This is a genomic window from Rhizobium sp. SRDI943 (assembly GCF_057653695.1).
In genome coordinates this window covers 1867333-1883464 of the sequence record NZ_CM172787.1, presented here as the reverse complement: position 1 = coordinate 1883464, position 16132 = coordinate 1867333, and the positions used below count along the sequence as shown (strand labels likewise).

General features: G+C 60.9%; 17 protein-coding genes. 8 read left to right on the top strand and 9 right to left on the bottom strand.

Translation table 11 applies throughout. The features are described from left to right. The first annotated feature begins 63 nt into the window (after nt 1–63). Nucleotides 64–753, top strand: coding sequence for a hypothetical protein (locus AC245Y_RS09930; RefSeq protein WP_032996353.1), 690 nt, complete (start codon nt 64–66; stop codon nt 751–753). Nucleotides 754–925: 172 nt separating this feature from the next. Here AC245Y_RS09930 and AC245Y_RS09925 read toward each other — a convergent pair whose 3' ends face one another. The 4 genes from AC245Y_RS09925 to AC245Y_RS09910 form a co-directional block, all read right to left on the bottom strand. Next, entirely contained in the window at nt 926–1999 is a 1074-nt protein-coding gene (locus tag AC245Y_RS09925) for an ABC transporter ATP-binding protein (protein ID WP_017994025.1), read from the bottom strand. Nucleotides 2000–2022: 23 nt separating this feature from the next. After that, entirely contained in the window at nt 2023–2871 is an 849-nt protein-coding gene (locus AC245Y_RS09920) for a carbohydrate ABC transporter permease (protein WP_003539503.1), read from the bottom strand. Then, nucleotides 2864–3802, bottom strand: coding sequence for a carbohydrate ABC transporter permease (locus tag AC245Y_RS09915; protein ID WP_003559249.1), 939 nt, complete (start codon nt 3800–3802; stop codon nt 2864–2866). The genes AC245Y_RS09920 and AC245Y_RS09915 overlap by 8 nt, the downstream gene beginning before the upstream one ends. Before the next feature lie 84 nt (nt 3803–3886). Then, a complete protein-coding gene (locus AC245Y_RS09910; protein WP_017994024.1) occupies nt 3887–5191 on the bottom strand; it encodes an ABC transporter substrate-binding protein in 1305 nt (434 codons plus the stop codon). 202 nt (nt 5192–5393) lie between these two features. Here AC245Y_RS09910 and AC245Y_RS09905 point away from each other — a divergent pair, with 202 nt between their 5' ends. The 4 genes from AC245Y_RS09905 (at nt 5394) to AC245Y_RS09890 (ending at nt 9607) form a co-directional block, all read left to right on the top strand. Further along, nucleotides 5394–6593, top strand: a complete 1200-nt coding sequence (locus AC245Y_RS09905; RefSeq protein WP_017994023.1) for an ROK family transcriptional regulator — start codon at nt 5394–5396, stop codon at nt 6591–6593. Nucleotides 6594–6638: 45 nt separating this feature from the next. Continuing rightward, on the top strand, nt 6639–7739 hold the full coding sequence (locus AC245Y_RS09900) for a Gfo/Idh/MocA family protein (RefSeq protein ID WP_017994022.1): 1101 nt from the start codon (nt 6639–6641) through the stop codon (nt 7737–7739). Between the two features lie 18 nt (nt 7740–7757). Further along, nucleotides 7758–8399 carry a ThuA domain-containing protein gene (locus tag AC245Y_RS09895; RefSeq protein ID WP_003539493.1) on the top strand — a complete coding sequence of 214 codons (642 nt, stop codon included), beginning with the start codon at nt 7758–7760 and terminating at the stop codon, nt 8397–8399. A 236-nt stretch (nt 8400–8635) separates the two neighbouring features. Continuing rightward, nucleotides 8636–9607 carry an IS110 family RNA-guided transposase gene (locus tag AC245Y_RS09890; RefSeq protein WP_017992870.1) on the top strand — a complete coding sequence of 324 codons (972 nt, stop codon included), beginning with the start codon at nt 8636–8638 and terminating at the stop codon, nt 9605–9607. 191 nt (nt 9608–9798) lie between these two features. Here the strand turns inward: AC245Y_RS09890 and AC245Y_RS09885 are convergent, their stop codons facing one another. Further along, nucleotides 9799–10275 carry a DUF2938 domain-containing protein gene (locus AC245Y_RS09885; RefSeq protein WP_017994021.1) on the bottom strand — a complete coding sequence of 159 codons (477 nt, stop codon included), beginning with the start codon at nt 10273–10275 and terminating at the stop codon, nt 9799–9801. Between the two features lie 111 nt (nt 10276–10386). After that, nucleotides 10387–10911: a MarR family winged helix-turn-helix transcriptional regulator gene (locus AC245Y_RS09880; protein WP_012757385.1), complete on the bottom strand. Its 525-nt coding sequence runs from the start codon at nt 10909–10911 to the stop codon at nt 10387–10389. Between the two features lie 44 nt (nt 10912–10955). Here AC245Y_RS09880 and AC245Y_RS09875 point away from each other — a divergent pair, with 44 nt between their 5' ends. Both AC245Y_RS09875 and AC245Y_RS09870 read left to right on the top strand, forming a co-directional pair. Continuing rightward, nucleotides 10956–12452, top strand: a complete 1497-nt coding sequence (locus tag AC245Y_RS09875; protein ID WP_017994020.1) for an FAD-dependent oxidoreductase — start codon at nt 10956–10958, stop codon at nt 12450–12452. 171 nt (nt 12453–12623) lie between these two features. Continuing rightward, complete coding sequence (locus AC245Y_RS09870; RefSeq protein WP_017994019.1) at nt 12624–13889, top strand: MFS transporter; 1266 nt, start codon at nt 12624–12626, stop codon at nt 13887–13889. Nucleotides 13890–13919: 30 nt separating this feature from the next. Here AC245Y_RS09870 and AC245Y_RS09865 read toward each other — a convergent pair whose 3' ends face one another. The 3 genes from AC245Y_RS09865 to AC245Y_RS09855 form a co-directional block, all read right to left on the bottom strand. Beyond that, nucleotides 13920–14171 (bottom strand): hypothetical protein, encoded by a 252-nt coding sequence (locus tag AC245Y_RS09865; RefSeq protein WP_012757382.1) that lies wholly within the window; start codon nt 14169–14171, stop codon nt 13920–13922. After that, a complete protein-coding gene (locus tag AC245Y_RS09860; protein ID WP_003559231.1) occupies nt 14171–14347 on the bottom strand; it encodes a hypothetical protein in 177 nt (58 codons plus the stop codon). The genes AC245Y_RS09865 and AC245Y_RS09860 overlap by 1 nt, the downstream gene beginning before the upstream one ends. Nucleotides 14348–14448: 101 nt before the next feature. After that, the gene (locus AC245Y_RS09855) at nt 14449–14706 is read right to left on the bottom strand and encodes a DUF982 domain-containing protein (RefSeq protein ID WP_011651896.1); all 258 of its coding nucleotides are present in this window, start codon (nt 14704–14706) and stop codon (nt 14449–14451) included. Nucleotides 14707–15255: 549 nt separating this feature from the next. Here AC245Y_RS09855 and AC245Y_RS09850 point away from each other — a divergent pair. Next, nucleotides 15256–16083, top strand: coding sequence for a nickel-binding protein (locus AC245Y_RS09850; protein ID WP_026157348.1), 828 nt, complete (start codon nt 15256–15258; stop codon nt 16081–16083). Nucleotides 16084–16132: the final 49 nt, after the last annotated feature.

The following is a 16132-nucleotide window of genomic DNA, read 5'->3' as shown; positions in this document are numbered from 1 at the left end:
TCATCCGTCCGTTTCGGTCTTTTGATCGAAATTCCGGAAGCGACAGCACAATAAAGGCCGCAGATGAATAGCGATCATTTTGATGAACGATCAACTTCCGCACTTATGAATATCATCCAAGACAAGGACGCCGGTAACGAAAATAGGTATGCCGCAACACAATCCGTTTTAAGAAGATGGCGACAAGGAGTTGATCTAAAATTCCTCATCGATCTCCTTCTTTCGGAGAGTTCGCGGGACCGCCTCCGTGGTGCACAATACCTTGCGGAGTTGGGGCAGGAGGTAGAAGGTTTGAATGTCGCTGCGACACAACTCGCCGATGACGCCCTGTCAGATTGTCGTAGGGCGTTTGTCGAATACACAGTGAATTCCGGACGCTATGATCAAACGATTTCCAACGCCTTGGCTAAATGCCTATTGGACTTGAACCTATATGTGAGGGTGGAAGTAATTAATTGGGCGGTCCATATATCCGATGAGAGATTTGAAAACTTTTCCCAATTGGTTGAAGCTGGAGCCGGTTGGCCTGAGTTTCGGTTCCCTAACCCTCTGAGTAATGATTTCTGGAATGCCTCCATTCTAAAACGCGCAGTTCGAGGGCTAGATATCATTCGTTGCATCCGCGACGGCAAGGAAATCGAGCAGATCAAGAAAGACTTTCCGGAAGAAGACAGTTTTATATTCGATGTTATTCAATTTTCGAAAACGCGCCGAGAACGGCTCGCGAAATGGCAAGACAAATCACAGCATTGATTAGTTGGAGCCATGTGTCTCGCCCGTCCTTCTAACTCGGCTTGCGCGCAAACGGGCATCGCGCGATCTCTCGACTCCCTCTTCTCTCCTCAGGGAGAAGAGGATATGCCGCATCCTCCCCGGTTCCCGCTCGTCGCCGCGAATTGGACAGCCGTGGGACAAACCGCCCCGCCTACAGCGCCACACCAGTACCGCGGTCGAAGACGTGCACCTGATCGCTCGTAATACTTGCCTCGAAGACGGCGCCGTACCGGGCGGGATATTCGCCATCGACGATGGCGGTCACCTGTTGTCCGGCGAGATCGAAGACGACATGGGTCTGGGCGCCTGTCGGTTCCACCAGCATCGTCCGGCCGGCGAGCGGCGTGCCGGCGGCGACACCGGGAACGAGATGTTCGGGGCGCAGGCCGATGGTGATGGCCTGGCCGGCCTTGACCTTGCGGTCGGGCGCGATGCGGATCGCCGTACCGTCGCTGAGACGAGCCGCAGGCCCACCATTTTCTCCGTCGACCGTGCCTTCGAGCATGTTCATTGCCGGCGATCCGATGAAGGCGGCGACGAAGAGATTGGCGGGTTTCCTGTAGAGTTCGAGCGGCGTCCCCTGCTGCTCCACCCTGCCCTGATTGAGCACGACGATACGGTCGGCAAGCGTCATCGCCTCGATCTGGTCATGGGTGACATAGATCGAGGTCGTCCTGACCTTCTGGTGCAGCGTCTTGATTTCCGAGCGCATCTGCACGCGCAGCTTGGCATCGAGGTTGGACAGCGGTTCGTCGAACAGGAAGACGGCCGGATTGCGCACGACGGCGCGGCCCATGGCGACGCGCTGGCGCTGGCCGCCAGAAAGCTGGGCCGGCTTGCGGTCGAGGAGTTCGGCGAGATCCAGCATGCGGGCGGCCTCCGCCACCCGGGCCTCGATCTGGGGTTTGACAACGCCGGCGAGCTTCAGATTGAAGCCCATGTTTTCCGCGACGGTCATGTGCGGATAAAGCGCATAGGATTGAAAGACCATGGCGATGTTGCGTTCGCGCGGGGTCATGCTGTTGACGACCTTGCCGCCGATGGCGATTTCGCCGTCGGTGATCTCCTCGAGGCCGGCGATCATCCGCAGCAGCGTCGACTTTCCGCAACCGGACGGGCCGACGAGCGCGACGAATTCCCCATCCTCAATATGAAGCGAAATGCCGTGGATGACGTCTACGGCGCCATAGGTCTTACTGATATCGGTGAGTTCAACGGATGCCATGATTGCACCTCCAATGGTTCGGCTCAGGACTTCACGGCGCCGGCGGTCAGACCGGCGATGATGTGTCTCTGGGCGACGAAAAAGACGATGATGGTGGGAAGGATGGTCAGCGTGATGAAGGCCAGCACCAGCTGCCACTCCGTGCCGTACTCGCCGCGATAGACCATGATGCCGAGCGGCCAGGGATATTTCGATTCCGAGTTCAGCATGATCAGGGGCAGGATGTAGCTGTTCCAGCTGCCGACGAAGGAAATGATGCTGACGGTGGCGACGATCGGCCGGGAAAGCGGCAGCGAGATATGCCAGAAGAAGCGGAGATAACCGCAACCGTCGACGAAAGCCGCCTGAAACAATTCTTCCGGAAGGTTGCGGAAATAGTTTCGAAACAGCAGGATGCTCATGCCAAGGCCGAAGGCCACCTGCGGCAGCACCACGCCCCAATAGGTATCGAGCAGGCCGAGATCGCGGATGCGGATGAAGAGCGGCAGGATCGCGGTTGCCGCCGGAAACATCAGGCCGAGCAGGAAATAATTGAGCAGGAACGACGATCCGAAGAACCGGACATGGGCAAAGGCGAAAGCCGCCATCGACGAGACGATCAGCGTCAGGAGGACGGTAAGCGACGCGATCACAAGCGAATTGCCGATCTGCAGCCAGTAGCGTTCACCGAAAAGAATGTCGGTATAGTTTGCCCATTGCCACTCTGTCGGCAGGCCGAAGGGATTGGTGCGCAGGTCACCCAGCGTCTTGAAGCCGCCGAGCGCCGTCGTCAGCAACGGCACGAGCACGATTGCGGCAATCAGGCTCAGCGACACGTAGAGATAGACGCGTGTGGACGTGCTCATGCGGATGGAAGAGCTCATATCAGTCATGGCGCATGAATATCCTTTTGTAACCGAAGGCGAGCGTCACGCAGATGATGAAGAGCACGACGCCGACGGCGCTGCCGAGGCCGACCTGCATGCGCATGACGCCATAGGTGTAGAGGAAGGTGACCATCGTCTGTGTGGAGTTGGACGGCCCGCCGCCCGTCAGCGGCATGATCATGTCGAAGAGCTGCAGCGAGCCGACGACGGCAAAGAAGATGGAAAGACGCAAGGTCGAGCCGAGCAGCGGCAGCGTGACATAACGGAACTTCTGCCAGCCGGTGGCGCCGTCGATTTCGGCGGCCTCCAGCACGCTCTTGTCGACGGATTGCAGGCCGGCGATGAACAGCATCATGTGGAAGCCGAAATATTTCCAGACGATGACGCCAAGCACGGCATAGATCGCCACGTCCTTGTCGGCGAGCACGTAAGGGTTGGCGAAGCCGAAGAAGTTGGAAACGGCGGCAAACAGGCCATAGTCGCCATCATAAACGAAGCGCCAGATAAGACCCGCGGCAACATCCGCCAGCACATAGGGCAGGAAGAAGATCAGGCGGTAACCGACGACACCCGGAATGCGGTGCGCCAGCATGGTGGCGAGCCAGATGGCGAGCGGCACCTGGATGCAGATCGAGATCACGATGATCAGGCCGTTATTGACCAGCGCCTGGGTGAAAGCCGCATTTCGAAACAGAACCTGGAAATTGCGCAGCGCGATGAACTCAGTCGGCGTGCCGTAGCCGTTCCACTTGTAGAGGCTGTACCAGGCCGCCTCGCCCATCGGCATGATGACGAAGAGGGTGAAAAGCAGCAGCGCCGGCGGCAGGAAGATCAACAGCACCGCCAGCCGGTCATGGGCGACCGAGCTCTTGCTGTTTGCGGCTCTTTTTGCCGGCCTGGCGGCAGTGGTTATCGATGGGACTGAAATATTGGCCATGGGTCCTGCTTTCGCATCTCGTCGGCAGCAAGGCTGGCGCTCCCGCTCTTCACTGGAGCGCCAGGATGGGTCTGCAGGCGCTGGTTATTGTTCCAGCTCGAAAGCGTCCTGGATCATCTGGGCGCCGTCCTTGGAATTCATCTGACCGGAGACGATTTCCACCGACACGTCGTTGACGACACGGCCGACCGCCGCACCGAGATCCTGGTCGAAATAGTTCTGATGCCAGGTCGAGGCGGCCAGCTGTTTTGCCGATTCGGCAAGCAGCGGGTTGGTGACGCCATCACCGGCGCCGACGGCGACAGGTAGAAGCATGCCTGATTTGGCCATCGCCCGCTCATTGTCCGCATTCGTCAGGAAGGCGAGGAAATCGATCGCTTCCTTGGATGCCTTCTTGGTGACAGCCCAGCCATTCAGACCGCCAAGCGTATCGGTCGGCTTGCCGGCGCCGCCATCGACCGCCGGGAAGGCGAAACGGCCGATATTTTCGGGTGCGAGACCTTTGCCGTCGCCGGCATTCTTGCGCTGATTGGCCTCGGTATTTTCAAAGCCGAGGATGATCGCAGCCTTGCCGTCACCGAAAACGCCGAGCGCCTGCGGCCAGGTCGAGCCGAGATAGCCAGGCTGGAACGGTTCGAGCTTTCCGAGTTCGGCGAGGTCGTCGCCGGCCTTGATGATTGCGGGATCGAGGAAACCTTCGCCTTGGCCGGTCTTTGCCGCTTCGAAGACCTTCTGTCCGCCTTCGCGCATGACGAGATAGCTCCAGTAGAAGTGGATCGGCCATTTTTCACCGCCGCCGCCGGCGATCGGCACGATGCCTGCCTCTTTGATCTTCTTCACGGTACCTAGAAAATCAGTCCAGTTCTTGATGTCCTCGGCCTTCACGCCGGCCTTGGCAAAGAGTTCCTTGTTGTAGAAAAAGCTGACCAGGCCGACCTTATAGGGAATAGCCCAGGTCTTGCCCTCGAATGTCAGGCCGCTGACCGAAGCCGGGCTATAGGCGCCGCGCAATTTGCCGCCATCGGCATCCAGCGCCGGCGTCACATCCTGGAGCGCGCCGGTTTCGGACTGCTGCTTCAAGACGCCGCCGCCCCAGCTGAAAAAGAAATCCGGCACGTCGTCGGATTGCAGCAATGTCGGAAGTTTGGCCTTGAAGGCCTCGTTTTCGAGGAACTGCATCTGGATATCGACGTCGGGATGCTGGGCTTCGTATTTCTTGACGATGTCTTCCCAGGCCGCGACATATTTCGGGTCGAGCTCGAGATGCAGCCACTTGACGACCGTCGCCGCCGAAGCCGCACCTGCTCCGGCCAGCAACATGCCGGCAGCCGCGGCCATGGATGCGATACTCCTGCCGCCAAAAGCGGCGCTCTTGAACCTAAAAGTCATGATTTTTCCTCCCAGGGGTCCTGTCCTCACAATTTTTCCCCTATGCGGATTAATTCAACGGAGCTTTGGCATATTGTCAACCCAATGCCTCTATTTTTATCAAATGCGCTTGACAGGACCACTGAATTCCCTGCTATTTATTTCGTAACCCGTTAAAAATATTTGGGTTCCGCCCCACGAAACGCTCGCCTGGCTAGTTCCCATGAAGACCGCAGATCCCGAATTAATGCGCGCGATCAATCGCTTGAACGTGCTCGATACCATCAGGCGCCATGGTCCGATCTCGCGGATAGAGATCAGCGAACGTACCGAACTCTCCACCACGACCGTTTCGGCGATCACCGCCTCGCTGCTCGACGACGGGCTGATCCTGCCGCGTCACGAAGGCGATATCCGCAATGAGGCTGTGCGCGGACGGCCGCGGGTGATGCTGGAGCTCAATCCCGATGCGGCCCGCGTGGTCGGCGCCAAGATCGCCGCCAACAGGATGGTTTTCGTCGTCACCAATTTCCGCGGCGACGTGCTGTCGAAGCTTGCCTTGCCGATCCGCATCGACCGGCAGCCGATCGGCGTCATCGCCGATCTCGTCGAGGATGGTGTCCGGCGCTGCGTCGTCGATGCCGGGCTTTCACTGGAGGATGTCGACAGCGTCTGCCTCGGCTTTCCCGGCGTCATCGAGCACCGTACCGGCTATATCAGAAGCAGTCCGATCTTTCGCGACACCAATGTCAATTTCGCCGCCGAAATGTCGACGCGGCTGGCAACGCCGACCATTGTCGAAAGCGACGCCCACGCCATTACGCTTGGCCATCACTGGTTTGGAAAGGCGCGCGATCTCGAAGATATGGTGCTGATTTCGCTGGAGCAGACACTGGGTCTCGGGGTCCTGCACGGCAACAGCCTGTTTCGCGGTGCCGGCGGCCTCAGCCACAATCTCGGCGACCTGGTGCTCGGCATGGGACCAAATGGCGTCGTCCGGCTTTTCAGCCAGGCCGGCGAAAGCGCGATCCTCGGAGAACAACAGGCTGACGGGCGGTTTGCCGAGGCGATCCGTCTCGGCCGCGGCATGAACCATGCCCAGGCGCTGATCAAGGCCGATGACGACCGGCTGATCAGTGCCGCCATCCGCGCCGGCGAAGCGGTCGGTTTGACCATTGCCAATATCGTCACGCTGTTTGCGCCGCCGCGGGTCATTCTTGTGGGGTCGAGCCTGGCGCTCGGCGAACCCTTTCTCAACAGCCTGCGCGATGCTTATGCGCTCGCCATTCCGCCGTCGCTGCGCGGGGTGAGCGAACTCGTCTTCGACGATTCGACCGATGATTTCTGGGCGCAGGGTGCCGCTGCGGTGGCGCTCTACGAACTCTACGAATCGCCCTGGAGCACGACAGGGCCGGCGCTCTGACGGGCGGCACAATCAAAATCAATGGCACGATGAATGGAGGAATTCATGGACAAGGTCGGTATCGGCATCATCGGATGCGGCAATATTTCGGGCGCCTATCTCACGGCGATGGCATCCTTTCCCATTCTCGACATCCGCGGTGTCGCCGATCTCAACCGGCAGCTGGCGGAAGCAAAGGCTGCGGAATTCAGCGTTCCCGTCAAGACCGTCGAAGAGCTTTTCGCCGACCCCAAGGTTGAGATCATCGTCAATCTGACGATCCCGAAGGCCCATGTTGCCGTGGCGCTGCAGGCGCTCGATGCCGGCAAGCACACCTATTCGGAAAAGCCGCTCGGGATTAATTTCGCGGAAGGGAAAAAATTGGCGGAGGCCGCCAAGGCGAGGAATCTGCGCATCGGCGCTGCCCCCGACACTTTCCTCGGCGGCGGCCACCAGACGGCGCGTGGCTTGATCGACCAAGGCGTCATCGGCCAGCCGGTCGGCGGCTCGGCAACCTTCATGTGCCCGGGCCATGAGCGCTGGCATCCGAACCCGGCCTTCTATTACGAGGTCGGCGGCGGGCCGATGCTCGATATGGGTCCCTATTACATCACCGATCTCGTCAATCTTCTCGGACCGGTTTCACAAGTTGCGGGTTTTGCGACGACACCGCGGGCGGAACGGCTGATCACCAGCGAACCGCGCAATGGCGAACGCATTCCCGTGCATGTGCCGACCCATGTCACCGGCATGATGGCCTTTGCCAATGGCGCCGTCGTGCAGATCGCTATGAGCTTCGATGTCGCCGGCCACAAACATGTGCCGCTGGAAGTCTACGGGACCGAGGGCACGCTGATCGTTCCCGATCCGAACAAGTTCGGCGGCCCTGTGGAATATCTGAAGAAGGGCGGTCCGTTCGAGGACCAGCCGGTCACATCGCCTTATGCCGACGGCAATTATCGCTCGCTCGGCGTTGCCGACATGGCGCATGCGATCCGCTCCAACCGGCCGCACCGCGCCAATGGCGATCTGGCGCTGCATGTGCTCGAAGTCATGGAAGCATTCCACACCGCCGCCTCGACCGGCCGCACGGTCGCGATCACCACGGCAACGGAGCGCCCTGCGCCGCTGTCCGATTCCATCGTCGACGGACGACTGGCGAAATAAGTTTCAGGAGGAAAGACTATGCGTGAAGCACTGATCGTCTGGGGCGGCTGGAGCGGGCATGAGCCGCAGGAGTGCGCCGAAATCATCAAGACCATGCTCGAGGAAGACGGCTTCAAGGTCTATCTCGAACACGGCACCGAGGCGCTTGCCGACCCCTCCGTCCATGATCTCAGCCTCGTCGTGCCGATCATGACGATGTCGAAGATCGAGAAGGAGGAGGTGAAGAACCTCGCCACGGCGATCGAGAGCGGCGTCGGTATCGCCGGCTATCACGGCGGCGCGGGCGATGCCTTCCGGGACTCCGTCGACTACCAGTTCATCATCGGCGGCCAGTGGGTGGCTCACCCCGGCAACATCATCGACTATACCGTCAACATTACCCGGCCCGACGATCCGCTCATGGAGGGCATTGCCGATTTTCCCTATACGTCAGAGCAATATTACATGCATGTCGACCCCTCGAACGAGGTTCTGGCGACGACCAAGTTCACCGGCGAACACGCCTACTGGATCGACGGCGTCGTCATGCCCGTCGTCTGGAAGCGGAAATACGGCAAGGGCCGGGTCTTCTATTCCTCGCTCGGCCATCAGGCCAAGGAATTCGACGTTCCCCAGATGAAGACCATCTTCCGCCGCGGCGCCAACTGGGCTGCGCGGTAAGGTGAGGCTCGATTGAGGCTGCCGCTATGAGGGGCACATGGAGCCCTCTGGCAAGGGTTGCCCCTTGCATGTTCAATTTGCACTGATTGTTGGATGATTGGTGCGCACTCCGGCGGATGGCCATCCGCCGGAGTGCGGACGGCCGGGACCGCAGGCCCCTTGGCGTGAACCGGGGATGAGATTGGTCCGGCCGTCCTCGCGTTTGTCCTGAACAGATGATGGGGAGCAAGTCCCGCATGCAAGGCAAGGTTTCGTTCCAAGAAGACGCGATGCCGGTAGTTTATGCCGGTGTGGACGTGAGTAAAGAGTGGCTCGATATTCATCTGCATCCGCTGGGCGAAAGCCGGCGGTTTAGCAATGACAAGACTGGCATCCGCCAGCTGAAACGGCTGCTGGCCAGGCATCGGCCCAAAAGCATCGTGATGGAGGCAACCGGCAAGTTCCATCGCCCCGCCCATCGCTCGCTTTGGCTCGATGGCTTTGCCGTCGCCGTGGTCGATCCGCTGCGCGCCCGCATGTTTGCCCGTGCCTGCGGCTATCTCGCCAAGACCGACCGTCTCGATGCCCGTTTCCTGGCGCTCCTGGCCGAGAGCCTGCGCCCGCCGGCCGACACGCCGCCAAGTCCTCACGTTGAGGCCTTGCAGGAGCTGGTCAATGCACGATCGGCAGCCAAATGCGACATCACCGCCCTGCAGAACCGCAGCAAGACTGCCACCACCGCCCTTCTGCGCGGCGAACTCAACCGTCTCGTGCGTCGGCTGGAACAGCATGTCGAACGTCTCGACAAAGAGATCGAGCGACGTGTCGGCGAGGATCCGCAGCTCTACCGCAAGGCCGAGATCCTCACCTCCATTCCCGGCATCGGCCGCGTCACGGCCCTGGCATTGATGGCCGGCATGGACGAGTTGGGCAGTTGTTCGGGCAAGCAGGCCGCCATGCTGGCAGGGCTTGCCCCAATCGCTAACGACAGCGGTGCCCGAACCGGACGTCGTTCCATCCGCGCCGGCAGGCCCGCACCCCGGCGCGCGCTCTACATGGCCGCCTTGTCTGCCTGTCGCTACAATCCCACCCTTGCTCGTTTCGCAGACACACTCAAAGCCGCAGGAAAACCAGCGAAGGTCATCTTGGTCGCCGTCATGCGTAAATTGCTCGTTCTGGCAAACTGCCTTCTATCTCAGGATCGCCTCTGGACCCCAAATCCCCCTTGACAACCAACACAGATTCTCATCCGCCTGCCGGCACCTTCTCCCCGCTTGCGGGGCGAAGGGGGATTGCCGCTCACCTCTCCGTTCCTCGACAACCTCTCGCAGGGCACGTCCCCTCGCCCCGTTTACGCGGAGAGGGTTAGTGTGAGGGGCAGGCGGCGATCCTCATTGGGCGAGGCGAGCAGACCCCGAGCTCACCCAATGATCAATGCCGTGCCATAAATCCCCAGCGCAAAAACCGTATGGGCGAGAAGGTTGAAGCACCGAACCTTGTTTGGGGTCGGATGTTTGGAAGCGGCCCAGCCGATGCCGAGGCCCGGCTGCAGCAGGAACCACCCTGCCCCGACGGTGACGATGCCGAAGATCCAGGCGGGAAGAAATGTCGGGGCCGCCAACCAGCCTGAGCCCATGATGATGGCGAAGATCACCCCATAGAGAATGCCGACGGCGTAATGGCTGATCCAGCCGAGCGCCAGCTCATTGGCATAGGGCTCGGCGTCGGCAATGCTCTCGTGAAAGACCTTGCCGCGGCGGAGGTGCCAGAACCAGCGTCCAACCGGTGCCCAATTGGGGGCCGCTTGGCCGAACTGGGTGAGCAGGATCGCCCAGAGGTCCATGAGGATGGTTGCGCCGGCGCCGATCACCAGGCCGCGCCACAGAATATCGAACATTGGGAATCACCGGAAAACGTTGCGATTGCAGGTCGCTACAAGATCATCGCAGACGCGCCGGCGCAATGGCTCCGGTGAATTCACCCGACATATCAAGGAGGAATTTAGAGGCTAATCCGCTTGCCGTCCGCCCTCGCCCGCAGCTTCTCCCGCGCCATTGCCGATATCGCCGCTGATATCCTCGGCAAACTTCCGCATGAGCCGCACCAGTTCATTGAAGTCATGTTCGTCCCAGCTCTCGAAAATGGCGCGGCCCATCCGCTCGCGGGCGATATCGATGCGATCGGTCATTGCCTTGCCCTTCGGGCTGATGACCGCCTCGCGCACGCGGCGGTCGGTAGCATTGCCGCGGCGCTCCACCAGATCGAGACTTTCGAGCTTGGCGACCTGACGGCTGACGGTGGTGTAATCGCGCCCGGCGCGGTCGGCGAGTTCGACCACCCCGATGGGACCGAGCCGTTCGATCGTGACCAGCAGCGGAAACAGGGCGCGATCGAGCGAAATGCCTGCCTCGCGGACCATCTGCTCGTCGCGCTGCGGGCGGTTCATGACGCTGACGATCTCGATCAAAGCCCCATGCAGCTCGCGCAGCTTTCCGCTTATATGTGTATTTTGCACATTCTTTGTTGACGCCATGCCGATTCTCCTATTATGTGCATAATACACACATGGAGAAATCAATGACAGAGAATTCCACAGTCGACGTGCTGATATCAGGCGCCGGGGCTGCCGGCCTGACGCTGGCGATCGAGCTGGCTCGGCGGGGTGTATCCTTCCGCCTGATCGAAAAATTGAACGACCCGTTCCGCGGTTCCCGCGGCAAGGGCATTCAGCCGCGGAGCCAGGAAGTGTTCGAGGATCTCGGCATTCTCGACCGGATCGTCGCCCAAGGCGGCACCTATCCCAGGCAGCGGGAATATCGTGACGATGGCAGCGTCAGCGAATCCGACGCTGTGGTGGGTGGCGAGCCGACGCCGGCCGAGCCCTATCATCTTCCGCTGATGGTGCCGCAGTTCCTGACCGAAGGCGTGATGCGCGAACGCCTGCTCGAGCTTGGGCATCGCCCCGAATTCGGATGCGAACTCATCGGCTTCGAACAGGATGAGGCGGGCGTGACTGCTCGACTTAAGGGCACATCCGGTGAAGAGACCATCCGCGTGCGTTGGCTCGTCGGCGCCGATGGCGGCCGCAGCTTTGTGCGCCATGCGCTGGATATCGGCTTTCCCGGCAAGACGCTCGGCGTGCGCGCCATGGTCGCCGATGTCATTCTGACAGGGTTGGACCGAGAGGTATGGCATCGCTTCGGCGATGGCGACATGCAGCGGCAGATCGCCATTTGCCCGCTGGCGGGGACGGACCTGTTCCAGATCCAGGGACCCATCCCGCTCGAAGGCGAGGTCGACCTCTCCGCGGCAGGCTTGACCGCCCTGGTGAAGGAACGCACCGGCCGCGACGACATCGAGGTCCGATCGGTCTCCTGGGCGTCAGCCTTCCATATGAACGCCCGGCTTGCCGATCGCTACCGGCTCGGCCGCGTCTTCCTGGTCGGCGATGCCGCCCATACGCATCCGCCGACCGGCGGACAGGGTCTGAATACCAGCGTTCAGGACGCCTATAATCTCGGATGGAAACTGGCTGCGGTCGCTGCGGGCGCCCCCGACGCGCTGCTCGACAGCTATGAGGAAGAGCGCCGCCCGGTCGCCGCCGCCGTTCTCGGTCTGGCGACCAATCTTCTCGACGCCATGAAGCGAGGCGATATGCGGCGCGGCCGCGTTGTGCATCAACTCGATATCGGCTATCCCTCCTCCTCCTTCGCCCTGGAAAAGCCGGAGCGGAACGCCGGCCTGCTTGCGGGCGACCGTGCGCCCGATGCGCCGCTCAAAGGTGTCGCCGGCCAGCCAACGCGCCTGTTCGAACTGTTCAGGGGGCCGCACTGGACGCTGCTCGGCTACGAGGTCGAGCAAGCCGCCGTGCCGCCGCGCCCGGGCCTGCATATCCACAGGATCGGCGAGCGCGGAGATGTCATCGATGAAGGCGGGCATTTCCATGATGCCTACGGTCTGACATCGGGCGACTGGGTGCTCGTGCGTCCGGATGGCTATGTCGGCGCTATCATTGCGTCCGCTCACGCCTGGGCTCTGGAAGCCTATCTCGCAAATGTCGGCCTTGCTGCGTAAGCGGCAACTCAAAGCGTCACGGCCTCGGCGCGTCTGAAAGGACGCGCTGCTGGAGCCGGTTTCGGAAAAAACCGCCGCGATCGCGTGGCGCGCCGGAGAAATGCGTCGACGCGAGTTTCTCAGGGCGACCGCCCGCGCGCACCGTCCTAGCCTCAATCAGAGAGAAATGTGATGAGCGACGAACTGCGTCCGATCGATGCTGCCGCAAGCGCCGCGTCGCAGAGGCTTGACTGGCGGCGGATGCTGCCGGTTTTCATCATCGTCAGCCTCGATGCCGCCAGCAGCGGCGCCATTCTGCCGATCCTGCCTTTCTACCTCCGGAATCTCGGGGCGTCGCCGCTCGTTCTCGGGCTTGTTCTCGGTGCGGAAGCGCTCAGCCAGTTCGTTGCCGCGCCCTGGCTAGGTCAACTTTCCGACCGTTGCGGACGCAAGAGGGTTTTGCTCGCCAGCCAGGCCGGAGCGTTGATCAGCCTTTTGCTGCTGGCGCTTGCCAACAGCGTCGTCTTCGTGCTGCTGGCGCGGATCCTGCTCGGCCTGACCGCAGCCAATTTCTCGGCCGCGGCAGCCTATGCTGCCGACAACAGCAGCGCCACCACCCGGCGCCAGGCCATCGGCATTCTGAGTGCGGGCCTCGGCCTTGGCGGAATGATCGGACCGAGCCTCTCCGGATACCTTGCCGACACGTCTCTGACGGCGCCGATCTGGGTCGCGCTTGCCCTGTCGGCGACCAGCATGCTGGTGACCGGGCTTTGGCTGAAAGGCGCCGATGCGCCCGGCCGGTTCGGCAACGACAGCGAAGCGGACGAGACGGTCGGCGAGAAGGTTTCCTTCCGAACCCTGCTCGCCTCGCCGGTCATCCGCGTCCTCGTCGCCGTTCTTCTCTGCCACTATTTCTCATACGGGATGTTCAGTTCGCAGCTCGCCGTTTTTCTGGCGGATACATTCACCTGGAATGAACATGCGTTCGGTCCGAAGGAGCTGGGTTACCTCCTGAGCGCCGACGGTGCGATCAACGTCCTGGTCCAGCTTTTCCTGCTGAGATGGCTCGGCGGCGCCTTCTCTGAGCGAGGCCTGATCGTCCTGGTCTTCACCATTCTCTCAATTGGTTATGTCACGGCTGGCCTCGCCACCGACATCGTTACCCTCGCCTTCGCCGTCCTTTGCATCAGCACGGGCGTGGCATTGGCGCGGCCGACATTCGTTGCAGCACTCTCCGTGCATGTGCCGCAGCAACGCCAGGGCATCGTCATGGGAGCAACGCAGTCGCTCGTCGCCGTCACCGACATCGTCACGCCGGTCCTTGCCGGCGTCATTCTCGGGCAGAGCTTGTATGGCGCATGGATCGGCGCCGTGGTGGCGATCGCACTGGTCGGAGCCGTCATCGCCCGCAGCCGGCTGCCCGCAATCGATCCGGAGACGAGTGCTACCGGCGGCTGAAGCCTCTTGCCGGTTCGGATCGCCTCAATTTCAGAGAGCGTCGCGCTCGTATCGCGGCGCCCATCCGCGGGCCATCCCGCGGCTCATCACGCTTTCCGCCAGCGCTAGTTGCTGGCGGAGATGTTTGCAGTCGTCGAGCAGGGAACGTATCGCCGCTTTGGCATTGTCGTCATGCCAGGCAAGCACGGCTTCGATTTCCCAGGCCTGATCGGGCCAAGCCTGATCGGACCCAACTTGTTCGGAGCGCACCTGACCGGGTTCCAAGATCCTTGCCGGCCGCATCAGTTCAGCGCCAACGGCAATTGAACCGGACGCGGCAATGGCGGCAGCGGCCGACTGAGTTCGACCTTTCTCTGCCAGGCGGCGCGCCGCTGTTGATCCCGCTCCCGGGCTGCGCGGGACGCTTCGACAAGCGCGAGGGCGTTGGCGATCACCTGTTCCGTATGCGTCATGATCATCTCCAATGTTCCTGTTTTGTTCTAAGTTAGAACTTCGGCAGGAAAAGTCAAGCGTCGGGACGATCTGGCGTTGAGGATAGGTGGGGAAGCGCGGAGAGTATTCAGTCCGCCGCTTCTATGACGGCAATGCCGGCCTCCTGCGCAGCCCTGATGAAGGCTGCCCGAACGTGTTCCGGTGGGAGGTCGCCGATAATCGCATCCAGGCACGACTTGACGGCCTCGAAATACTCTTCGCCGTCGTCTACCGGCCAGTCGCGCAGGAGCGTGCGCGCGGCGTCCCACACAGAGTTAATAACGGCATAATGGCCGAGCCCCATTGAGGCCAAGCCAACCGGTCGAAAATGTGCCGTCTGTCTCACTTTGCTACAGCTTTTCCCAATTTCGGTGGAGCTATGGAATACGATGCAATTTGCGTGCCGTTGGCAGGTCGCCTACCGGGACGAAAGCTTGGCTTTTGATCCTAGAACAGGATGATTTAGGCCCGGGTCGGCCTGAAATCTGAATCCTGTTCCACACTATAGAGTTAGAGCATGATGTCTTCCGAAAACCGCTCACACTTTTCGGCATTATGCTCAGGTCAATCATGGCCGTAACAGACGTGTTTCTCCATCCCTCCCGGGTCCGGCAGCCGCCGCGTTTGAGAACATGGAACGCCTGAAGACCCCGACAGCTCCCCCGACCAGTCATTAAGCGACTGATTATGGTAAATATCGGGCTTTCCATCCCACTCCCGCTGATTAAAACTCAGTCTTTCCTTTTATACTCTATAAGGATTACAGCAACTCATATGCATTGCTGGAAGCAAGAACCTCTCTAATCATTCATTGATTGTGCCAGAGGTGGACGGAGTTTCGTCCCGGTCGTACAATGCCATCTCCTGCACGCGGCGGATCTGGGAGGAGCGCGCGATGCCTATTTTCATGGACCGGCACTTTCTTGAAGGAACGTCAGCGGCTGACGTTGCCCGGGCGCATCGCATGGATCTCGATATCCAGGACAAGTACGGCGTCAAGTTCCTGACCTACTGGTTCGATCAGCGGCGCGGGACCGCCTTTTGCCTCGTGGATGCGCCGGATGCGGAGACTGCGCAATGCGTGCATCGCGAGGCCCATGGCTTCGTCGCCGGCGAGATCGTCGAGGTCGCCCTGTCCGCGGTTGAGGCTTTTCTAGGCCGAATCCATGACCCTGAGCCGGCCCCCGGCCAATCCTCCGCTCAGGTGGATCCTGGCCACCGGGCAATCCTTTTTACCGACATCGTCGGATCGACGGCGATGACATCGCGCCTCGGCGACCGCATTGCGACCGAAATGGTAAGGGCCCATGACGCTGTCGTGCGCCGATGCCTCAGCCAGAATTCAGGCCGCGAAGTGAAACACACCGGCGACGGCATCATGGCGGCCTTCGCCGCGACAACGGCAGCCGTCGAATGCGCCATGGCGATCCAGCGGGAATTCGAGCGTTACAACGGCGGAAACACCGAGCCGATTCATATCCGCATCGGACTGGACTGCGGCGAGCCGGTCGAGGACAGCAACGACCTCTTCGGCACGACCGTGCAACTTGCCGCGCGACTCTGTGCGGCAGCCTCCAGCGACCAGATCCTCGTCTCGGAGAATATTTTTCGGGAATACGGCGCCGCCGATCTCTTCGCTCACGCAACGCGCCGACGGTTCAAGGGGTTTTCGAAGCCCATGCTCGTCTTCCGATGCGACTGGGCCAATGCCGGCGTGAACTAAGATCTGCTGGATCCGACACCCGAATAGCCGGCTGCCTCTTGCAGGGCTT